Origin of the sequence: Ruminococcus flavefaciens, from assembly GCF_900108555.1 — a bacterium.
In the GTDB taxonomy this organism is placed as follows: domain Bacteria; phylum Bacillota; class Clostridia; order Oscillospirales; family Ruminococcaceae; genus Ruminococcus; species Ruminococcus flavefaciens_P.
In genome coordinates this window covers 72,051-90,486 of record NZ_FNWV01000007.1, presented here as the reverse complement: position 1 = coordinate 90,486, position 18,436 = coordinate 72,051, and the positions used below count along the sequence as shown (strand labels likewise).

The window sequence follows — 18,436 nt, the reverse complement described above, 5'->3', positions numbered from 1 at the left end:
GCAGCTTTATTATTCCCCCCGAAAGTTTATCCATTTCAGTTCTGCGGTGTTGAAGCCGCAGCGTTATTTGCAGACTCATCTATGTTAACATCTATGAGGAGTCCGCCGTCCTTGCCTGTTACCTTAGGCATTACGCCGTCCCATTTCTGGATCTGCTCGTAAGCGATTACCTTGCTTGAAAGTGACTCTTCAAGGAGCTTGTTTGCGTCAGCCTGAGCCTGTGCCTGAGCGAGTATTGCTTCTGCCTCGGCATTTGCTGCAATGACCTTCTTTTCAGCCTCAGTCTTTGCAACTACCTTAGCCTGCTCCTGTTCGGTCTTGGTCTTGAGCAGGTTCTGTTCAGCCACCTGCTTTGCTTCGATAGCGTTGTTGAATTCTTCTGTGAAGTCAAAGTTTACGATATTGAATTTCTCGATATAGATACCGTAAATATTGAGCTTTTCGTCAAGAGCGGTCTTTACCTCGGTACTTACCGACTCACGCTCTGTAATGAGCTGTTCTGCGTTGTACTTTGCGGTAGCTGACTTCATGCACTCCTGAACTACGGGAGATACAAGGATAGTGCTGTATTCAAGACCTACATTCTTGTACATATCAGGTGATTTGTCTGAAACAAGTCTGTAGTTTACAGCGATCTCGCTGTTTACAGTCTGAAGGTCACGGGAGACAGCTGTTGCTGTAGCGTTGAACACTTGTATCTTGTTGGACATATCCTCGACCTGCTGTATGAATGGTGCTTTGAGGTGAAATCCCTCAGAAAGCGGATTTGCAGAGACCTCTCCAAGTGTAAGAACTACACCTGTATTACCTGCAGGAACTATGGTAAATGAATTTGCAGCTACAAGAATTGCTGCAAGACCTATAACAGCCCACTTAACGCCCTTGAAGCTTGGCTTCCTTGGAGCATTTCTGTTGATCTCTCTTACATCAATTGGCATAATAATTCTCCTTTAAACTACATTTACTGGTGTGTTATATAATATTTTCCTTCATCTGTTACTGATATGACATTTCGCCTTACCAGCCTGAGCGTAATGAACGGGAAACTGTAAGGACTTAGCAATCCTATCTCGTCAAGTCTCTTCGCAGTATCAGGTGAATATGCATTTGCTTTCATAAGTGATCTCATTATCCGTTTTTTCCTTATTAAGAATACAGGTGGTACGAATACTGCCATAATAATTCCCCCTTACAGCAGGTCCAAAGCATTAATTCTTGTTAAGATAATACTTTCCGTCCTCTGTTGCAGATATTACATTATATTTTACTAATTTCTTGGTCAAACCAGAAAATGTATTCGGATTTAATAATCCTATCTCATCAAGCCCTTTGGCAGTTTCCTTTGAAAATGCTCCTGCTTTTTCAAGTAATTTTACTATTCTTTTCTGTCTTAAAACTAATGCTGGTAAAATGCTTGCCATAATTATTCTCCTTTTTGGTATATTCAAATACGAGTTTAAGCTTTAATTCTTATTAAGATAATACTTTCCGTCCTCTGTTGCAGATATCACATTGTCGTACAGCAATTCAAATGTTGCTTCGGGATTGAATATACCAAGTTCATCGAACGACTTTGCACTGTCTGCTGAATAAGCCTTTGATACTTCAAATAACTTAATTATCTTCTTTTTGCTCATTAGTAATGCTGTTACAACATTCATTATTAAAGCCTCCCTTTGATCCTTATATCATGTAAAATGTGTCCGTTCTTTACTTTTCTTCAAGAATGACCTCAAGCCCCTTTTCCATTTCAGTCCTCAGGCAACCGCTCCTGTACCCCATAACCATGACATACATGGCTTTTCGGAGCTTGTCAATGTCCTTGACTTCCTTGGAATAATCCGCTAACTCACGGGATACCAGAGTCTTTATATGCTCGGTATCGAACGCCCCCTCGTCCTCTGCTGTGAAGATTATCCTGCAAAGGATATTATAAAGCAGGATATCCTCTATAATATCATCTGAAGTATCTTCAACATCACCGTTTATATAATTCATAAGATTTGCAATGTCCTCCAGCTTCATAGCCTTTCTGAGCATATTGATAAGGATAATTCTTATTATCTGCTTTTCGGAATACTTTTTACCCTTTGTAGCAGATACCCAGCCGCGCTTTATCCAGTTCTGGATAGTAGTGCCTTCAAGCCCTGTGAGCTTTGACAGCTGAGAAAGTGTAAGTCCTCCTGTAGCTTCAAGGACAGGTGATATCATGGAAAAAGCAGATTCACGAGCCTGCTCTGAAAATTTCATTGTTGTACCTGGAATAAATCTATTGTTCATAGTCCTCATCTCCTCTCTGACGATGATATGATTATATCATAAGTTCATATGAACCGCAAATCTTATCCTGCGATGTTTTGGGCTGTTTTTTAGTGTTTTTTGTGATTTATCATTGTATTTCACAGCTTTTCAGCTTTTTTCAAGCTTTTTCACAGCAAGTCATATTCACGACAGCTCCCCTTTCTTCTCTTCATTATTATATATGTACAAACCAAGCCCTTTCTTTTCTACGTCATATGCGGCAAAAAACGATAAATCTTTTTCCCTGAACGTTGATTTGTTTAAAAAAATATGGTATAATAATATAAATCATAATCTTACGACGTAAAATTATGTTCCGAGCTATTAGTTATTAGTGCATAGTTATCAGATAGCTTCCGATGACTACTCATTGATAACTGATCGCTATATTCAAGGAGGTCAATATGAAATATACTCAGGGTCAGTATATAATTGCTGACAAAACCGCAATTGCCCGTGAGATATACAGCTTCACTATCTCATGTCCCGAAGTGGCGGCTGCTGCCTGTCCGGGACAGTTCGTTCACATAAGAGCAAAGGGCTATACTCTCCGCAGACCTATTTCAATATGCGGTATCGACAAGGAAAAAGGCACTCTGCGCATAGTATTTGAAATAAGAGGAGAAGGAACTGCTGAGATCGCAAAGCTCAACAAAGGCGACCTTATAGATATGCTCGCCCCTCTCGGACACGGTTTCACTGTTGAACCTTCTTATAATAAAATAGTACTTATCGGCGGCGGCATCGGAACTCCTCCAATGCTTCCACTTGCAAAAGCTTACGGCGATAAAGCCGTGGCAATAAGCGGTTTCAGAAATGCTTCCGCAGTTATTTTACAGGACGACTTCCGCAAAACAGGCGCAGAAACTATCCTCTGCACCGATGACGGCTCGGCAGGTATCCACGGCTTCGTAACACAGCCCCTCAAGGAACTTGCTGAAAAAGGCGGCATCGACGCAGTTTACGCCTGCGGACCTATACCAATGCTCAAGGGCGTGGCTGCTATATGCAAGGAAAACGGTATATTCTGCCAGATATCCCTTGAAGAGCGTATGGCTTGCGGTATCGGTGCGTGTCTTGGCTGTGCCTGCCGAACTGTAAGAAATGACGAGGAATACTTCGCTCATGTCTGCAAGGACGGTCCTGTATTCAATGCTGAGGAGGTGCTCTGGTAATGGCTGATCTTTCCGTAAAAGTCTGCGGCGTAGACTTCAAAAATCCAATAATCCCTGCCTCGGGCGTGTTCGGCTACGGCAGAGAATACGAAGAGCTCTTCCCGCTCAATAAGCTTGGCGGTATCGCCACAAAGGGCACTACACTTCACCTGCGTACAGGCAATATAGCTCCGAGAATTGCGGAAACTCCTTCGGGTATGCTCAATTCCGTAGGTCTACAGAACCCGGGTATCGACCACTTCATCGAGACCGAGCTCCCCTACCTGCTCACAAAGGATCTTGTAGTTCTTGCGAATATCGCAGGCTCTACTCCCGATGAGTGCGCAGAGGTAGCCGCAAAGCTGGAGGATACCGATGTTCACATGATAGAGCTGAACATCTCCTGCCCTAACGTAAAGCAGGGCGGTGCAGCATTCGGTACAAGCTGCGAAATGGCATCCGAGGTAACAAAGAGAGTCCGCGCAGTTACGAAAAAGCCTCTCGTGGTAAAGCTCTCACCGAATGTTACCAGCATAGCCGATATCGCTAGATCTGTGGAAGCAGCAGGTGCTGATGCAGTATCACTTATAAATACTCTCCTCGGCATGAGGATAGATATAAACACAGGCAGACCGATACTTCATAATAATGTAGGCGGCATGAGCGGTCCTGCCGTATTCCCTATAGCTGTACGCATGGTATGGCAGGTTGCAAACGCCGTAAAGATACCCGTTATCGGTATGGGCGGCGTATCCTCGGGACGTGACGCTATCGAGCTCATGATGGCAGGAGCTTCCGCAGTACAGGTTGGCGCAGCTATATTCACCGATCCATATGCTCCCGTGAAGATAGTGGAAGAGATGAACGACTGGCTTGACAGCAAGGGCATATCTTCCGTCAAGGACATAATCGGCACAGTAAAGCCGTGGTAAGCAGCGTGACGCTGCCCCCTTCCTCCGCGCATAAGTCTTTGTACAAAATATAGCTTTAGCCGCGAGAGATCATAAAACGAAAAGCACATATCATCGCGTGATTTGCTAAATTTTGAACTGAGCCGTTAGCTCATTGTAGGGAACGGCGCCCCCACCGTTCCGCGGAACACGTTTCATAACAAACGGAACGCCGAGGGCGGCGTTCCCTACAGATAAAAAAGGAACATAACATGATTATAATGTCAGTTGACTTCGGCGATGCAAGAACAGGCATTGCAGTCTGCGGAAAAAGCGAAATGATAGCTTCTCCCGTAACTGTCATCGCCGAAAAGGACTTCAACAAATGTATAGAAAAGACCGCCGCTCTCGCAAAAGAGCAGCGCGCTGAACAGATAGTCGTGGGCTATCCTATGAATATGAACGGAACAGTCGGCGAAAGAGCTGAAAAATGCAAGCTTTTCGCCGAAGAGCTGGAAAAACTCACAGGCTGTCCCGTAAAGCTTTGGGACGAACGCTGCACTACTGTATCAGCTCACAACGCGCTTAATGTTACGAATACACGCGGCAAAAAGCGCAAGGCTGTTGTTGACGCAGTCGCAGCAGTCCTTATCCTCGAAAGCTATCTTGGATTCAGGCGAAATTCAGGTGAAGCTACATAATAACGGATTTTATATCCTCAAGCAGATTTCCTGCGGCTTTAAGTGTTTTTCCCGCATCGCGCTTTATGCTCATTTTCTTCATAGGGCGCGCATTAGAAAAAGCATAACAGGCAAATCCCACTATTGCTCCCGCAGCAGCACCTTTGGCAAGTGACATAATGTTCATTTCATTAAACTCCGTATTTTATTATCCGCATTGCGGACAATAGTATTATCTGAAAAAACGAGTAAACTATACTGTTTACAAAAAGGAGGCTCACATGAAAAAATTACTTATCACTTTGGTCATGATAACAGGTCTATTATCAATGTACAGCTGTTCAAACAAGCAAAACAGCCAGTCAGATAAAACTGCATCAACAACACGACCGGCAGAAGAGACCACGACTGATGATGCGTCAGCCGAGCCCACAACCAAGACTCAGATCAAGAAAGATCCCGATATATTCACCTATAACTATGTTCACGGTGATGAAGGATACTTCAACCTTTTAAGCGAAACACCCGAATTCAAAACCAAATCATACGAAAAAGCCGCTTGCTGGGCTTATGCTGCCGCTTCTTCCATGGAGACGAGCTATACCGTCAGAACAGGCAGCAGCATATCAGTTGATCCCAATAGTATAATCAATCTTGTATGGGACACAAACAAGTCAGACGGATTTATCAAAAAGGTCGATGCTCCAAACTCAGAAATGGGCGGCAGCGCATGGATGGTAACTGAAACTCTGTCACGCGGCTTCGGTGGTCTTACTCTTGAAAGTGCTGTTATCCTTACGGATAAGGGCAGAGACGCCTTAAAGAACGCTCTCCGCTCAAGAGGCGGCGTTTATGCAAATATCCCCGAAAGCTCTGATAAGAAGGAATGGTACGGCGATTATATCACCATGAACGATCCAAGAGGCGGTACTCCCAGTCACGCTATCACTATCATCGGCTGGGACGACAACTTCCCGAAGAACTACTTCGACGAAAAAGCTTCTCAGGACGGCGCATGGATAGCATATAACAGCACCGAAGGTCTGCTGGGTTCATATTTTTATGTTTCATATGATACTCCGCTGAATGATATCGTAAGCTTCCGAATTTCCGATAAGTATTCTTCCGTTCTCAGCCATGACGTCGGAAACGAGAATGACAGATACATAAAGCGCGGCGATGAAACTACTGTTGCAAACGTTTTCCACGGCGCAGGAAATCTTTCCGCAGTAGGTACATATAACGACTTTGATGAGGCACAGGACATAAAGATCGAGATATATGACAGCGGCTTCAGGACGCTGATGTATTCTCAGGACGCAACTCTCAACTACCACGGCTATCAGACTATTGATCTGGATAGTCCTGTAAGTGTTGCTGACTACGCAATAGTCATCACCTATACCAAGGGCGCACCTGTTGAGGGCGAGACCATAAACTATGATACATACGACTATGTTACTTCCTGCGGCAGCGGACAGTCCTATGTATTCTTAGGCGACTGGAAGAACAAGGCTTCTATCTTCCATGCTGTAGAAGTACCCGAAGGCGAAGAAGAAGCTCCTGCTGTAGATCATACCTATGATTACATCAAAGACCTCAAAGATATGAGCGACGGCAACATCAAGGAAGCCCTTGGCATAGACTTTACGCCTAATAACTGCTGTATAAAGGCACTTTACACATATTAATATATTCAGAGGAGACCTATGCAAAACCTTAATATAGTCCTCGTAGAACCCCAGATACCGCAGAATACGGGAAACATCTCCCGAACCTGCGCCGTTACGGGGGCAAGACTGCATCTTGTACGCCCCCTCGGCTTTGAGGTAAGCGACAAGCACCTGAAACGTGCAGGGCTTGACTACTGGGACAAGCTTGACATCACATATTACGACAGCTTAGCGGATTTTTTCGAGAAGAACAAGGACGGCCACTTCTTCTACTTCACTACAAAGGGACTTAATGTCCACAGTGATGCGGAATATCCCGACAACGCCTATCTTGTTTTCGGACGTGAGGACAAGGGGCTTCCCGAAGAGCTTCTTCACGAAAATCCCGAAAGCTGTGTAAGGATACCTATGCGCAATGAGCTGCGCAGTCTCAATCTCTCAAATTCAGTGGCAATAGCTGTGTATGAGGTACTGAGGCAATGGGATTATCCCGACCTTTCCCGTGAGGGAAAACTGACAAAATACCAATGGTAAAGGAGAAACAAAAATGTCAAAGATCGCAATACTTACAGATTCATGCTGCGACCTTCCAAAGGAGATAATCGAAGAGCTGGGAATAAAAGTCATTCCCTTCACCCTTACTTTAGGCGGTGAAAGCTTCAGAGAGATATACGACAAGTCTACAAAAGAAGTATATGAGCTTATGGAAAATACCGATGAGATACCCAAGCACTCCCAGATATCTCCCGTTACATTTGAAGAGACATACAAAGAGCTTTACGATCAGGGATATACTGATATTATCAGCGTTTCCATAAACTCTCAGGGCTCGGGTACGTACAATAACTCTATCATCGGCAAAAATGACTTCTTCGAGAATAATCCCGATGCCCAGGGCAAACTCAACATCTTCAACATCGACTCTAAGTGCTATACTCTTTACTACGGCTATCCTGTAATGGAAGCTGCTAAGAAGATACGCCGCGGTGCAGAGGTGGAAGAGATAATCGCTTATCTTGAGGACTGGTTCAACGTAAGCGGCATATATGCAGTACCTTACACCCTCAAGTACGCTAAGAAATCGGGACGTATCTCCGCTGCAAAGGCTTTTGCAGGCGAGCTTCTCGGACTCAAGCCCGTTATACTCTTTGCTGACGGCACGACAACAACTGTTGACAAGATAAGAGGCGAAAAGAATATCGTTCCAAAGCTGGCAGAGATAGTCGAGAAGAATATGACTCCGCAGACACCATACATCATGGTACACGGCAAGGACGATACCCTCGCAAAGGAAGTCGAGAAAGAGATAGCTAAAAAGACAGGCAAGAAGGCTGAGATGTTCGGCAACATCGGTGCAGTAGTGTCAGCAAATATCGGTCCCGAGCTTGTTGCTGTAGTCGTAAGAAGAAAGAACAAGTAATATTATCCAGAAAAGACAGGGCTTTTGCTCCGTCTTTTTTGATTGTCCGGATTTGGCTGTATTACGTTATGTCAACGGGCTTTTACATGGTTTTTCAAGCATTTGTAAACATCTTTTTTCATATTTTTCAGCACTTGTAAAAACAGATTGGTGGCAAATTTTTCTTCGTCCTGATATACTGGTGTCAGTCAAGCGAAAAGTTCCGAAGGAGGAAAAAATGGAGATCGGAAATCAGATCAAAAAACACAGAAACAAATTAAAATGGTCACAGGAGGTGCTGGCAGAGAAAGCTTACGTCAGCCGCCAGACTATTTCAAACTGGGAAAACGACAAGAGCTATCCCGATATCCACAGCCTTCTCATTCTCGGAAATCTTTTCAATATATCTCTTGACGAATTAGTAAAAGGAGATGTTGAAACTATGAAAAACGAGATCAACAAAAGTGAAGTAAAAAAATTCAATTCAATGGCATGGCTGTTTGCGGTATTGTTAATACTCATGGTTGTAACGCCGCTTCCGCTGGTAAAGTACCTCAGCTGGGCAGGCGGTGTTATATGGGCAGTTATCGCCGCAGCAGCAATATTTACGGCGTTCAAGGTCGAAAAAATGAAGAAAGCGAACAATATCCAGACATACAAGGAGATCGCCGCATTTATGGAAGGCAAGCCCCTTGATGAGATATCAGCCGACCGAATAAAAACTGCCAACAGAACCGCCATAAAGTTAATGTACGGCGTTATTTCCGCCCTGATAACACTTACAGTATGCGCTGCCATCGGGTATTTTATATTTTAATAAAAACAACGGCTCCTGTGAGTTTACACAGGAGCCGAAGATTTTTTCAGTTTATTATTCTTGATCAGAAATTCTTTGAAGCATAGTCGACCCATCTGCTGTCCTTGGAAAGAGCACCGCCCTTGAGGAAAACAGCCTTTGCACTGCTGTCGTTTTTAAGGAAAGCGTCGAACCACTTTACAGCATATTCAGCAAAAATTGCAGGTGCATGAGCATCGCCCGGGTCTAAGTGTCTGCCGCCCTTTACACTTGCATATACAGCAGGAGCATTGCAGGCATCATAAGAATCCTTTACCCATGAAGAGCCTACTATTATATCATTTGTACTTGTTACAAAGAAAGTCGGAACTTTCAGCTTGCTTGCTTCATACGCAGGCTGACAGCCCTGTATATCGAATACACAGTCTATCTTTGAATTGAGTCTTGAAGCATTAACCGCACTCATTCCGCCCTGAGAATGTCCTGCTGATCCGATATGCTCAGCATCTACCTTGTTATAGAAAATGCTGCTTGACTTTTTACCCTCACTGATGATATAGTCAACAGATGCAGACTCTGATACTCCCGGTCCGCAGAAACGGCTATTACAAGCTACAACGATATAGCCCTTTGATGAGATCTCGCTGAGGATCTCCTCATAAACGGTAGATGTAACAAATGTACCGTTTCCCCATACAACTACAGGATATTTCTTGTTGGACGACGTCATTTCCTTAGGGAAAAATACAGTTCTCTGATAAATTAAGCCGTCAAGCTTTACAGAGTAAACTGCGCCGTTTAAATATGTCTGATAATTTGTTGCTGCAACAGTTTCAGCTATGCTCTGAGTTGATGCTAAAGCAGGTGTTAAGATAAGTGCTGCTGCCATGATAGATACGATTTTTCTTTTCATTTTACGACCTCCGGTTCGTTTTTAGTATTTTGTTTTTAGTCAATATGTAATATTAACACACACTTATTGTATCATATATGCACATAATTCGTCAATAGTTTTTTGAATATTTTTTGTTTAAAAGTTGATTATAGTTGTATATATAAACAATAACCGCCTTGCGGCGGTTATTGAATACATATTAATTATGAGCTGCTTAAAGAGTTACTGCATCTTATAAGAATCGATCATCTTCTTGACCATACTTCCGCCGATAGAACCTGCTTCACGGGAAGTAAGGTCACCGTTGTAACCCTTCTTGAGGTCAATGCCGAGCTCGTTTGCAGACTCCATCTTAAATTTTTCAAGAGCCTCTCTGCCCTTTTCAGTCATTACACCATTGTTATTGCTGTTATTGCTCATTTCTGTTATCTCCTTAATAATTTTTTGATGCCGTGATAGTATTATAGCCGGGCAATGATTTTTTATTACATGGAAAAATATGTACAATATGACGAAAATCCACCAAAAGCTATATACTACTGTTTTTTATGCTTGCATTTGACACCGTATTGATAGTATAATATATATGTCTGTGTCTTTTGGTATAATTTGCGAAAAAAATAGTTTTTTCTGCTTTTATACAAGAGAAAAAAGATATGTTAACGTCTAATAATAGAAATAATTTTTAAGGAGCTATAAGAAATGCTTTGGTCAATAATCATACCGCCGATAATATTTTTCATATCACTGTCGATAATGAATATCTGCGACAAGAAATACAGTGACAATAAGAAAAAAGACGCCTCAAAATCAACAATGAAAAACCTTGCAGCTGCCCTGGGCTGTCTTATCTGCGCAATGGTACTGCTCAGTGCGGTAACGTCAGTGGGCATGATAGACGGAAACAGCGGAATATCGCTTATAGGCTCTGCCCTTACAAGTGCCGCAGTATTCGGAGCTGTACTTGCAAGACGATATAAAGCTCCGCGTATAGGTGCTTTTCTTAAAAAGAGTGCGATATGTGCTTGTGTTATACTTGCTGCGGAAGTGCTTATTTTCAACGGAAAAAGCTTCACTTCACAAAAGACAGATCAGACCTTATCGACTTCCGATATCACCCTCGGAGCAAATGCTGAGAGCTCAGCTGATAACGATATATCCGTTACAGGCGACTCTGACATGAAGATGTACAATATTCCCGAAGATGCAAGAGTGCTTCTTGTAAGCCTTGACGCTGAAGGCGGCTCATCAACACCATTTGATGTAAAGCTCTCCATGACAGACAAAAACTTCTCAACTCAGGATATCATAGTTCAGCACAAGCGCACCTGCGGCAGAAATTCAGAGCTTTCGCTTTGTTTTGAACCATACGAAAAGCTCAACTCACTCACACTTACATTATCAGGCGTTACCAAAACCATTAATATCCATAAAATACGCGCATTAAGCGCTGTTCCCTATTCTTTCTCAGACCTTAGATTTATTCTTCTCTATATTATAGTTATAGGCTGTCTTGCAATAAAGGCTTTCGGATTTTATGCAGTGGACTACGACAGCAAGAAGCGTTCTCACGTTATTGCTGTTGCCGCTGTTATAGTACTATGTACTCTCTCGGGACTTTGCCTCCGTCAGCCTGATCAGGAAGGCAGACCGTATACAGGTACTGAAAAATATACCGACGATCCATTTGCCATGACTCTCGATGCCTTTGAAAAGGATCAGGTATACCTTGACCTTGACGCCGATCCCGCTCTTGATGAGCTTGAAAATGTGTATGATTCGGGACTCCGCGGCAATTCACAGGCTTTCGCCTACTGGGATCTGGCATACTATAACGGTAAATACTACAGCTATTTCGGCGTAGCTCCCGTGCTCACATTCTACTATCCTTATTATAAATTAACAGGCAAGCTGCCAACACTGGCAATGGCAAACAACTTCTACACAGTAATAGGCATACTCTTCATGTGCCTTACTGTACTTGCAGCCTTAAAGCTTCTCAAAATAAAGCCTAAGCTCCTGCTTCTGCTTCTCATGCTTCCTACGGCAGCAGCCACAATGGGCTTCTGGACGCTTGGAAATGAGATAGACCGCTATACTCTGCCAACTATCTCGGGACTTTGCTTCCTTATGATAAGCTTATTCACAGGCATGACAGCCTGCACCACTGCAAATAAGAAGCTCAAACCTGTCCTGCTCATCATAGGCGGTACAGCTCTTGCACTTTCAGTAGCTTCACGTCCTACAGTCGCACTCTGCGGCGCAGTTCTTGTACCTTTCTTCATCGGCATACTCCTTGACAAAAAGGAAAAGCTCGGCTATCGTCTCGGACTTGCAGCAAGCTTTGTAGCTCCGCTTATTGCAGGTGCAGCACTTATAATGAAGTACAACGCTGCAAGATTTGGCTCACCGTTCGACTTTGGTGCAGCATACCAGCTCACAGTCAGCGATATCCACGCAAATACTCTCAGACTTTCAAATCTACCGTCAGCTATATACCACTATTTCTTGCAGATGCCGAAATCAAAGCCTGCATTCCCCTTCTTTGAAACAGGTTTCAACGGACTTGAAAACTACGGCTCATACGTATATACGGTAATAGGCTTCGGAGCACTCACACTCCCTGTTATCCTCTTCGGCACACTTCTCCAGCCGCAGGCTTTCGGACCGAAAACAAAGGAGCTCGGCGACCGCTGCAGAAGATGGTTCTTGGCTATATGCCTTGCTATGTCCGTATTCCTTGCATGGGCTGACTTCTGTCTCGGCGGATTTATCACACACTATGTATTCGATATCATGCCACTTATGACATTTGCAGCTATGATAGGCATATTCCGCGGCTGTTCAAATCCCTCAGTTCACAAGAGCAGATACGTTCTTTCGGGTATTTCTATGGCACTGACAATGGTATTCATCTTCGGTCAGCTCTTCAACTGGGGAGAAGGCACTATTATGAAGCACTTCCCAAGCCTTATAGATACTCTTGAAGACGCAGTTATATTCTGGAAATAAGCAAAAAGGACTGAGTTTACTCAGTCCTTTTTAGTGTCCAAAAATAAAAAGTGGCGATATAATTTAACTGTTTCGGAGCTAATTAAATGTTTAAAATTTGCCCTGCCAAATAACTTGCTGAGCGTATGAACGGGTTTCCAAAGGGACTGTGTTCCTTTGGCAGAGTCCAGAGACAGCGTCTCTGGTCGCTGTTCCCAGCTTTTAAAGAACAGCGAAATAATACGAAGGCGCATCACAAGGGGTGAATAAAAAAACAGTCCAGTGGACTGTTTTTTTAGAGGGGACGCCTTGCAAGAGAAGGCGTCCCTTAATGTAACATCGCAGACCGCCCAATAAGCAGTTCCCCCTACATATATGCAGAAATATTCAAATTCATTCCTTTACATCATCATACTTATCAAGGAAACGGTGAACACCTGCGTTGTCCTTATAGGCGATGACCGTATTCACATTGACATTCTCAACGCTTCGGAAGATATTCTTCTCAACCTGCGGATTTACCTTTTTAAGCTCCGCAATGAGATTTTTTATCTCCAGACGCTTCGACACGGAGCGGCTGTCGGGAGCACAGGTAGTGCAGGTATCAGTGAATTTGCAGGCACACTGTATGAAATGCAAATCATTATAGTCGCGCCAGTGCTTTATCTCGGCTTCTCTAACGAGATAAAGGGGGCGTATAAGCTCCATGCCCTCAAAGTTGGTACTGTGGAGCTTCGGCATCATAGTCTGCACCTGTCCGCCGTAGAGCATACCCATGAGGATAGTCTCGATAACGTCGTCGAAATGATGTCCGAGAGCTATTTTATTGCAGCCCAAAGCCTTTGCGTGACTGTAGAGATAGCCGCGGCGCATACGCGCACATATGTAGCAGGGGTTCTTCTCGATATTGTACACAGAGTCGAATATATCCGACTCGAATATATGCACAGGTATGGACATAGAACGTGCATTTTCTTCGATAACGCGGCGGTTTTCGGGACTGTAGCCGGGATCCATAACAAGAAACACAAGCTCAAATGGAAACTTATCGTGGCGTTTCAGCTCCTGAAATAGCTTTGCCATGAGCATTGAGTCCTTGCCGCCCGAGATACAGACAGCTATCTTGTCATTCGGCTTTACAAGCTCGTATTCGTTTATAGCCTTTGTGAACTTACACCATATTGACTTCTTAAACTTCTTCCTGATACTCAGCTCTACAGCCTCCGTGACTTCCCTGTTCTCCATTTTTATGCGGAGCCAGTCAACATAGCCGCCCTCTAAATTATAGGCTTCAAAGCCTTTTTGACACAGCTTATCTGCGATATCTCCACTGATAATACCGCTGCGGCAGCAGATTATGAGCTTTTTATCCTGCGGCAGTTCCGCGGAAAGTACATCCTCCTGCGCAATATTCACAGCTCCGTCTATATGACCATACTCAAAAGCGGAGCTGTCACGTATATCTATTATCTTATATTCCGAATTATCGAGCTTTTCAAGCTCTGCGGCAGTAATGCCATTATTCATTGAAACACCTCATTGTTTTTTCTCTATAGGCAGCTCTACTGTGAAAACAGTGCCCTTGCCTGCCTCGCTCTCAACTCTTACAGTACCGTTATGGTACATAACACCATGCTTAACGATAGAAAGTCCGAGACCTGTACCCTTTATTTTACGCGAACGGCTCTTGTCAACGCGGTAGAAACGCTCGAAAATACGTCCTATATGCTGCTGCGGTATTCCCATACCCGTATCGCTTACAGTTATGATAGCTCTCTGCGGTATATGGGATATCTTGACACTCAGGCTGCCGCCGCTGACATTGTACTTTATGGCGTTGTCGCAGAGATTGTACAGTATCTCGCCGAGTATGGTGCGGCTTCCGATAAGCGACACCTTTTCGCCTGTAAGCTCTGTTGTCACACCCTTTTCCTCTGCGCTCAGCTTCAGTCTTTCAAGGACTTCCTCAGCAAGGCTGTAAAGCTCAACGCTTTCATTCTCACGGGGAGCAGAGTCCTCGTCAAGCTTTGAAAGGGAAACTATATCGTTGATGAGATTGATGAGCCTTTCGGCTTCGCTGCGGATATTTCCGCCGAACTGCGCAACGTCCTCCTGCTTGACCATGCCGTTTGCCAGCATATCGGATATGCCGTAGATAGTCGTAAGCGGAGTTTTCAGCTCATGTGACACATTTGACGTAAACTCGCGGCGCATAGTCTCAAGCTCCTGCTTTTCGGTAACGTCCATGATGAACACCACAAGTCCGCATACCATGTCTATACTGTTTGCAGGGCTTGCAATTACTTCGCGCTGACCGCCGCCTGTACGCAGGATACACTCCGAACGCCTGCCGCCGAGGGCATTCATGATACATCTTCTGAAATCCTCCGAATTATTAAGAGCGTAAACGCTCTGACCCTCCGTAAATGCGCCTGCTCCGAGAAGCTTTTTCGCACTGGTATTGCAGGTGAGCACATTCAGCTTTGGATCGGTGATTATAAGTCCCTCGTCCATTGACTCTGTCATAAGCCCGAACTGCTCACGGCTGCTCTGTATCTCGTCCATCTGACGGCTTACCTTGTTATTCTGACTGCGCAGCTTTTCCAGCAGAGGAGCAAGCTCCTTATAGCTTTTTTTCGTATCGGGGTGAGCAAGGTCGATATTATTTATAGGTCTTACGATATTTCTTGATACTCTCGTTGCCGCAAGTACGGAAAATACAACGACTACAGCAAGTATGAGCAGCATAGGGTTCAATACTTTCAGCAGCTGTGCTTCAAGGGATATATGTACACTTGAAACTCTTATTACAGAGTGATCTTTCAGCCTTACAGCGTAATTTATTGTCTTTTGCATGATAGTCTTTGAATAGCGTGATGAGCTGCCCTCGCCCTTTTCAAAGGCTTCGGAAATCTCTTTTCTGTCGGAATGATTTTCCAGAGCTTCGGGAGCTTCTTCCGTATCGAAAACCACCTGTCCGCGCTGATCTATCCATGTAACGCGGATATCATCGCCGAAATCACTGCTTTCGAGGAAATCTTCTCCAAGTCTTTCAACGGCGGAGGATATTATAAGAGTATGATTTTTCACTTCTTTTTCCGCCGACTCCACCGATTTGTCGTACATCAGCGCAGTTACGAGCATTATAGCCGCTATGACCGATATCGCACAGATAGTTATGATGCCGATAAATATTTTTTTAGTCAATAATATCGTCACCTGCCTTATATCCGACTCCGCGTATGGTCTGTATCAGATCGCCGCAGTCTCCCAGCTTCTGGCGGAGAGTCCTTATATGAACATCGACTGTACGGCTTTCGCCTGCAAAGTCATAGCCCCATATCTCTTTCAGCAGGTCATCACGGGAAAAGACTTCTCCCCTGTGCTTCATAAGCAATATGAGCATATCATATTCTTTAAGGGTGAGCACTACCTTGCTGCCGTTCGCAAAAACCTCATGCTTTGAAGGATATACGGTTATTTTGCCTAATTCCAGCTTTTCGGAAGGGATATCAGCAGTGCGGCGAAGAAGTGCCTTTATACGTGAGATAAGCTCTAAAGTACCGAAAGGCTTTGCGATATAATCATCAGCGCCGCTGTCAAGTCCCTCGACTTTATCAAGCTCCGAATCCTTTGCCGTGAGCATGATAACAGGGAGCTTCTGGGTCTCGGGGTCGCTTCTCAGCTTTTTCAGTACAGAAAGTCCGTCCTCCTCGGGGAGCATACGGTCAAGAAGCAGAAGCTCGGGCAGCTCCTGCGCCATAGCTTCTCTGAGAGCAGAAGGCGTTTCAAAGCCTTTTGCGGTCATTCCCGAGCTTTCAAGGGCATATATAACGAAGTTCCTTATACCTGCCTCATCTTCCAGCATATATATCATCATAACGCCTTCTTTCTCATTTTTATCAATTTACGGATTATCAATTTACGGACGCGCAATGCGCGTCCCTTCATTCTCAATTTTCAATATGCGGGCCGCCAAAGGCAGCCCTACAGTAGTTATGGCATACATAAAGGTTACAGGAGCACGGGCGCGCGGAACGCGCCCCTACAATTCCTAATTCCGAATTCCGCATTCCGAATTAAATCCGCCGCCCCTACAAGCTAACGGCTAAGGACTCGGAACTGATCACTACTCACTATATTATACGTCTGTTGGGAAAAAAATTCAACCCCCTGTTAAAAACATCCGAAAATCCGCAAAAATGCGTTATAATTTTTTTGTGTATTTTTTAAAAAATAGTTGAATTTCTGCGCTGTTTATGGTATACTGTAATGTGCAGACTTTTGCAAATTTATAAATTCCGCCCCATTTCAGATATATTACGGACGGCGGAGGTCAGGAGATAATATGAACCTTACAAATATGTTTACTTGTTTAGCCCAGATATCAGACGCAGAAAATCCGACTATCTTCCCATTCCCGTTCTCGATGCACCTTGCTCTGGCAGTTATCTCTATCATCTTTTTCAGCTACAGATTTGCGGTACAGAAAAAGCCTTTCCAGCTTATTTTCGCTATAGCTGTTCCGCTTTCACTTCTCTTATGGGTATCAAATAATAAAACTCTTTTCTACACTGTAGGTATAATCGAACTCATACTCATTGTCACAGCACTGTTCACTTCTATATTCGTAAAGCCAAAAACAGCTGAGGAAAAAGCTTCTTCCGACAAGAAAGACAAGGAGGACTAAGCTGTGAAAATTGCAGTCCTTGACTGGTATACAGTCAATATCAGCGGAGATATCCCCACTTCTCAGCTTGAAGAGCTGGGCGACGTAAGGATAATCCCACTTACTCCCCCCGAGGAAACAGCTGCTAATATCGGAGATGCAGACATAGTGCTCTGCAACAAGGTGCTCATTACAAAGGAAGTTATGGACGCTTGTCCCAATATCAAGTATATCGGACTTTTCGCCACGGGCTTCAACAATGTGGATATAGAATATGCCGCAGAAAAAGGCATCGTTGTATGCAATGCAGGTCAGTATTCCACTGACGCTGTTGCACAGCAGACCTTTGCTTACATACTTGACCGCTACAGCCGTATAAGGGACTACGACATCGCTGTAAAGAACGGCGAGTGGGAGCGTTCACCTGCTTTCTCATACTTCCCCGTACCTACTGCCGAGCTTGCAGGAAAGACTCTTTCCATTGTGGGTTACGGTTCTATCGGACGCAAGGCAGCTCAGATAGGCTCTGCCTTCGGCATGAATATAGTCATAAGCACAAGAACTCAGCCCAAGGACTGCCCGTATGAGGTCACAGACCTGTATACAGCCGCAGAAAAGGCTGATGTGCTCACATTCCATTGTCCTCTTACAGACAAGACAGCAGGCATCATCAACAGCGAGCTCATATCCCATATGAAGCCCTCTGCTATGCTGATAAATACTTCACGAGGCGGAGTTGTAAACGAAGCCGACCTGGCAAAGGCTCTCAATGACGGAAAGATAGCAGCTGCTTATCTCGATGTACTGGTAAAAGAGCCAATGTCACCGGATACTCCCCTTAAAGGTGCAAAAAACTGCGTGATCACTCCGCATACAGCATGGGCACCTCTCGAAACAAGAGAACGCCTTGTGGACATCGTATGCAGCAATATAAAGGCGTGGCAGAATGGCTGTCCGCAGAATAAAGTCAACTAAAGGAAGCTGATCC

General features: G+C 44.3%; 21 protein-coding genes. 10 read left to right on the top strand and 11 right to left on the bottom strand.

What is annotated here, in order from left to right; genetic code table 11:
* Positions 1 to 35: 35 nt before the first annotated feature.
* The 5 genes from BLW60_RS10685 to BLW60_RS10665 are packed head-to-tail and all read right to left on the bottom strand — an operon-like array spanning position 36 to position 2,280.
* Positions 36 to 938, bottom strand: a complete 903-nt coding sequence (locus tag BLW60_RS10685; RefSeq protein ID WP_074717192.1) for a prohibitin family protein — start codon at positions 936 to 938, stop codon at positions 36 to 38.
* Between the two features lie 23 nt (positions 939 to 961).
* Complete coding sequence (locus BLW60_RS10680) at positions 962 to 1,177, bottom strand: hypothetical protein (protein ID WP_074717189.1); 216 nt, start codon at positions 1,175 to 1,177, stop codon at positions 962 to 964.
* A gap of 31 nt (positions 1,178 to 1,208) precedes the next feature.
* Complete coding sequence (locus BLW60_RS10675) at positions 1,209 to 1,421, bottom strand: hypothetical protein (RefSeq protein ID WP_074717187.1); 213 nt, start codon at positions 1,419 to 1,421, stop codon at positions 1,209 to 1,211.
* A 42-nt stretch (positions 1,422 to 1,463) separates the two neighbouring features.
* Positions 1,464 to 1,661, bottom strand: coding sequence for a hypothetical protein (locus tag BLW60_RS10670; protein WP_074717185.1), 198 nt, complete (start codon positions 1,659 to 1,661; stop codon positions 1,464 to 1,466).
* Between the two features lie 49 nt (positions 1,662 to 1,710).
* Positions 1,711 to 2,280 (bottom strand): DUF1836 domain-containing protein, encoded by a 570-nt coding sequence (locus BLW60_RS10665; protein WP_242872868.1) that lies wholly within the window; start codon positions 2,278 to 2,280, stop codon positions 1,711 to 1,713.
* Between the two features lie 425 nt (positions 2,281 to 2,705).
* Between BLW60_RS10665 and BLW60_RS10660 the strand changes: the two genes are divergently transcribed.
* From BLW60_RS10660 to ruvX, 3 genes are all read left to right on the top strand, one after another.
* Positions 2,706 to 3,476, top strand: coding sequence for a dihydroorotate dehydrogenase electron transfer subunit (locus BLW60_RS10660; protein WP_074717183.1), 771 nt, complete (start codon positions 2,706 to 2,708; stop codon positions 3,474 to 3,476).
* Positions 3,476 to 4,387 carry a dihydroorotate dehydrogenase gene (locus BLW60_RS10655; RefSeq protein ID WP_074717181.1) on the top strand — a complete coding sequence of 304 codons (912 nt, stop codon included), beginning with the start codon at positions 3,476 to 3,478 and terminating at the stop codon, positions 4,385 to 4,387. Before BLW60_RS10660 ends, BLW60_RS10655 begins: the two co-directional genes overlap by 1 nt.
* Before the next feature lie 230 nt (positions 4,388 to 4,617).
* Positions 4,618 to 5,046: a Holliday junction resolvase RuvX gene (ruvX, locus tag BLW60_RS10650; protein ID WP_074717179.1), complete on the top strand. Its 429-nt coding sequence runs from the start codon at positions 4,618 to 4,620 to the stop codon at positions 5,044 to 5,046.
* Here ruvX and BLW60_RS16840 read toward each other — a convergent pair.
* Positions 5,039 to 5,212, bottom strand: coding sequence for a hypothetical protein (locus BLW60_RS16840; protein WP_175460928.1), 174 nt, complete (start codon positions 5,210 to 5,212; stop codon positions 5,039 to 5,041). The genes ruvX and BLW60_RS16840 overlap by 8 nt on opposite strands.
* A gap of 94 nt (positions 5,213 to 5,306) precedes the next feature.
* Between BLW60_RS16840 and BLW60_RS10645 the strand changes: the two genes are divergently transcribed.
* The 4 genes from BLW60_RS10645 to BLW60_RS10630 all read left to right on the top strand — a co-directional run bounded on the left by BLW60_RS10645 (position 5,307) and on the right by BLW60_RS10630 (position 8,914).
* Positions 5,307 to 6,716 (top strand): lectin like domain-containing protein, encoded by a 1,410-nt coding sequence (locus BLW60_RS10645; protein ID WP_074717176.1) that lies wholly within the window; start codon positions 5,307 to 5,309, stop codon positions 6,714 to 6,716.
* A gap of 18 nt (positions 6,717 to 6,734) precedes the next feature.
* Complete coding sequence (trmL, locus tag BLW60_RS10640) at positions 6,735 to 7,232, top strand: tRNA (uridine(34)/cytosine(34)/5-carboxymethylaminomethyluridine(34)-2'-O)-methyltransferase TrmL (RefSeq protein WP_074717174.1); 498 nt, start codon at positions 6,735 to 6,737, stop codon at positions 7,230 to 7,232.
* Between the two features lie 13 nt (positions 7,233 to 7,245).
* On the top strand, positions 7,246 to 8,118 hold the full coding sequence (locus BLW60_RS10635; protein WP_074717172.1) for a DegV family protein: 873 nt from the start codon (positions 7,246 to 7,248) through the stop codon (positions 8,116 to 8,118).
* A gap of 217 nt (positions 8,119 to 8,335) precedes the next feature.
* Entirely contained in the window at positions 8,336 to 8,914 is a 579-nt protein-coding gene (locus BLW60_RS10630; protein ID WP_074717170.1) for a helix-turn-helix domain-containing protein, read from the top strand.
* A 64-nt stretch (positions 8,915 to 8,978) separates the two neighbouring features.
* On the opposite strand, the gene BLW60_RS10625 is transcribed toward BLW60_RS10630, so the two are convergent.
* Together BLW60_RS10625 and BLW60_RS10620 are read right to left on the bottom strand one after the other, a co-directional pair.
* Positions 8,979 to 9,806: an alpha/beta hydrolase family protein gene (locus BLW60_RS10625; protein ID WP_074717168.1), complete on the bottom strand. Its 828-nt coding sequence runs from the start codon at positions 9,804 to 9,806 to the stop codon at positions 8,979 to 8,981.
* A gap of 204 nt (positions 9,807 to 10,010) precedes the next feature.
* Positions 10,011 to 10,208: an alpha/beta-type small acid-soluble spore protein gene (locus BLW60_RS10620; RefSeq protein ID WP_074717166.1), complete on the bottom strand. Its 198-nt coding sequence runs from the start codon at positions 10,206 to 10,208 to the stop codon at positions 10,011 to 10,013.
* Between the two features lie 282 nt (positions 10,209 to 10,490).
* Between BLW60_RS10620 and BLW60_RS10615 the strand changes: the two genes are divergently transcribed.
* Positions 10,491 to 12,800 (top strand): hypothetical protein, encoded by a 2,310-nt coding sequence (locus BLW60_RS10615; protein ID WP_074717164.1) that lies wholly within the window; start codon positions 10,491 to 10,493, stop codon positions 12,798 to 12,800.
* A gap of 372 nt (positions 12,801 to 13,172) precedes the next feature.
* On the opposite strand, the gene BLW60_RS10610 is transcribed toward BLW60_RS10615, so the two are convergent.
* The 3 genes from BLW60_RS10610 to BLW60_RS10600 are packed head-to-tail and all read right to left on the bottom strand — an operon-like array spanning position 13,173 to position 16,656.
* Positions 13,173 to 14,306 carry a PP-loop family protein gene (locus BLW60_RS10610; protein WP_074717162.1) on the bottom strand — a complete coding sequence of 378 codons (1,134 nt, stop codon included), beginning with the start codon at positions 14,304 to 14,306 and terminating at the stop codon, positions 13,173 to 13,175.
* Between the two features lie 9 nt (positions 14,307 to 14,315).
* Positions 14,316 to 15,986 (bottom strand): ATP-binding protein, encoded by a 1,671-nt coding sequence (locus BLW60_RS10605; protein WP_074717160.1) that lies wholly within the window; start codon positions 15,984 to 15,986, stop codon positions 14,316 to 14,318.
* On the bottom strand, positions 15,979 to 16,656 hold the full coding sequence (locus tag BLW60_RS10600) for a response regulator transcription factor (protein ID WP_074717158.1): 678 nt from the start codon (positions 16,654 to 16,656) through the stop codon (positions 15,979 to 15,981). The genes BLW60_RS10605 and BLW60_RS10600 overlap by 8 nt, the downstream gene beginning before the upstream one ends.
* Positions 16,657 to 17,127: 471 nt before the next feature.
* Between BLW60_RS10600 and BLW60_RS10595 the strand changes: the two genes are divergently transcribed.
* Both BLW60_RS10595 and BLW60_RS10590 read left to right on the top strand, forming a co-directional pair.
* Positions 17,128 to 17,469 (top strand): hypothetical protein, encoded by a 342-nt coding sequence (locus BLW60_RS10595; RefSeq protein WP_074717156.1) that lies wholly within the window; start codon positions 17,128 to 17,130, stop codon positions 17,467 to 17,469.
* A 3-nt stretch (positions 17,470 to 17,472) separates the two neighbouring features.
* Complete coding sequence (locus BLW60_RS10590) at positions 17,473 to 18,423, top strand: D-2-hydroxyacid dehydrogenase (protein ID WP_074717154.1); 951 nt, start codon at positions 17,473 to 17,475, stop codon at positions 18,421 to 18,423.
* Positions 18,424 to 18,436 lie beyond the last annotated feature (13 nt).

Excerpts from the sequence above, each read along its gene's own strand:
- BLW60_RS10675 (WP_074717187.1), bottom strand. The coding sequence starts at position 1,421 with ATGGCAAGCATTTTACCAGCATTAGTTTTAAGACAGAAAAGAATAGTA.
- BLW60_RS16840 (WP_175460928.1), bottom strand. The coding sequence starts at position 5,212 with ATGAACATTATGTCACTTGCCAAAGGTGCTGCTGCGGGAGCAATAGTG.
- BLW60_RS10595 (WP_074717156.1), top strand. The coding sequence starts at position 17,128 with ATGAACCTTACAAATATGTTTACTTGTTTAGCCCAGATATCAGACGCA.
- BLW60_RS10680 (WP_074717189.1), bottom strand. The coding sequence starts at position 1,177 with ATGGCAGTATTCGTACCACCTGTATTCTTAATAAGGAAAAAACGGATA.
- BLW60_RS10625 (WP_074717168.1), bottom strand. The coding sequence starts at position 9,806 with ATGAAAAGAAAAATCGTATCTATCATGGCAGCAGCACTTATCTTAACA.
- BLW60_RS10635 (WP_074717172.1), top strand. The coding sequence starts at position 7,246 with ATGTCAAAGATCGCAATACTTACAGATTCATGCTGCGACCTTCCAAAG.
- BLW60_RS10670 (WP_074717185.1), bottom strand. The coding sequence starts at position 1,661 with ATGAATGTTGTAACAGCATTACTAATGAGCAAAAAGAAGATAATTAAG.
- BLW60_RS10645 (WP_074717176.1), top strand. The coding sequence starts at position 5,307 with ATGAAAAAATTACTTATCACTTTGGTCATGATAACAGGTCTATTATCA.
- BLW60_RS10600 (WP_074717158.1), bottom strand. The coding sequence starts at position 16,656 with ATGATATATATGCTGGAAGATGAGGCAGGTATAAGGAACTTCGTTATA.
- BLW60_RS10665 (WP_242872868.1), bottom strand. The coding sequence starts at position 2,280 with ATGAACAATAGATTTATTCCAGGTACAACAATGAAATTTTCAGAGCAG.
- BLW60_RS10620 (WP_074717166.1), bottom strand. The coding sequence starts at position 10,208 with ATGAGCAATAACAGCAATAACAATGGTGTAATGACTGAAAAGGGCAGA.
- trmL (WP_074717174.1), top strand. The coding sequence starts at position 6,735 with ATGCAAAACCTTAATATAGTCCTCGTAGAACCCCAGATACCGCAGAAT.
- BLW60_RS10655 (WP_074717181.1), top strand. The coding sequence starts at position 3,476 with ATGGCTGATCTTTCCGTAAAAGTCTGCGGCGTAGACTTCAAAAATCCA.
- BLW60_RS10685 (WP_074717192.1), bottom strand. The coding sequence starts at position 938 with ATGCCAATTGATGTAAGAGAGATCAACAGAAATGCTCCAAGGAAGCCA.
- BLW60_RS10660 (WP_074717183.1), top strand. The coding sequence starts at position 2,706 with ATGAAATATACTCAGGGTCAGTATATAATTGCTGACAAAACCGCAATT.
- ruvX (WP_074717179.1), top strand. The coding sequence starts at position 4,618 with ATGATTATAATGTCAGTTGACTTCGGCGATGCAAGAACAGGCATTGCA.
- BLW60_RS10615 (WP_074717164.1), top strand. The coding sequence starts at position 10,491 with ATGCTTTGGTCAATAATCATACCGCCGATAATATTTTTCATATCACTG.
- BLW60_RS10630 (WP_074717170.1), top strand. The coding sequence starts at position 8,336 with ATGGAGATCGGAAATCAGATCAAAAAACACAGAAACAAATTAAAATGG.
- BLW60_RS10610 (WP_074717162.1), bottom strand. The coding sequence starts at position 14,306 with ATGAATAATGGCATTACTGCCGCAGAGCTTGAAAAGCTCGATAATTCG.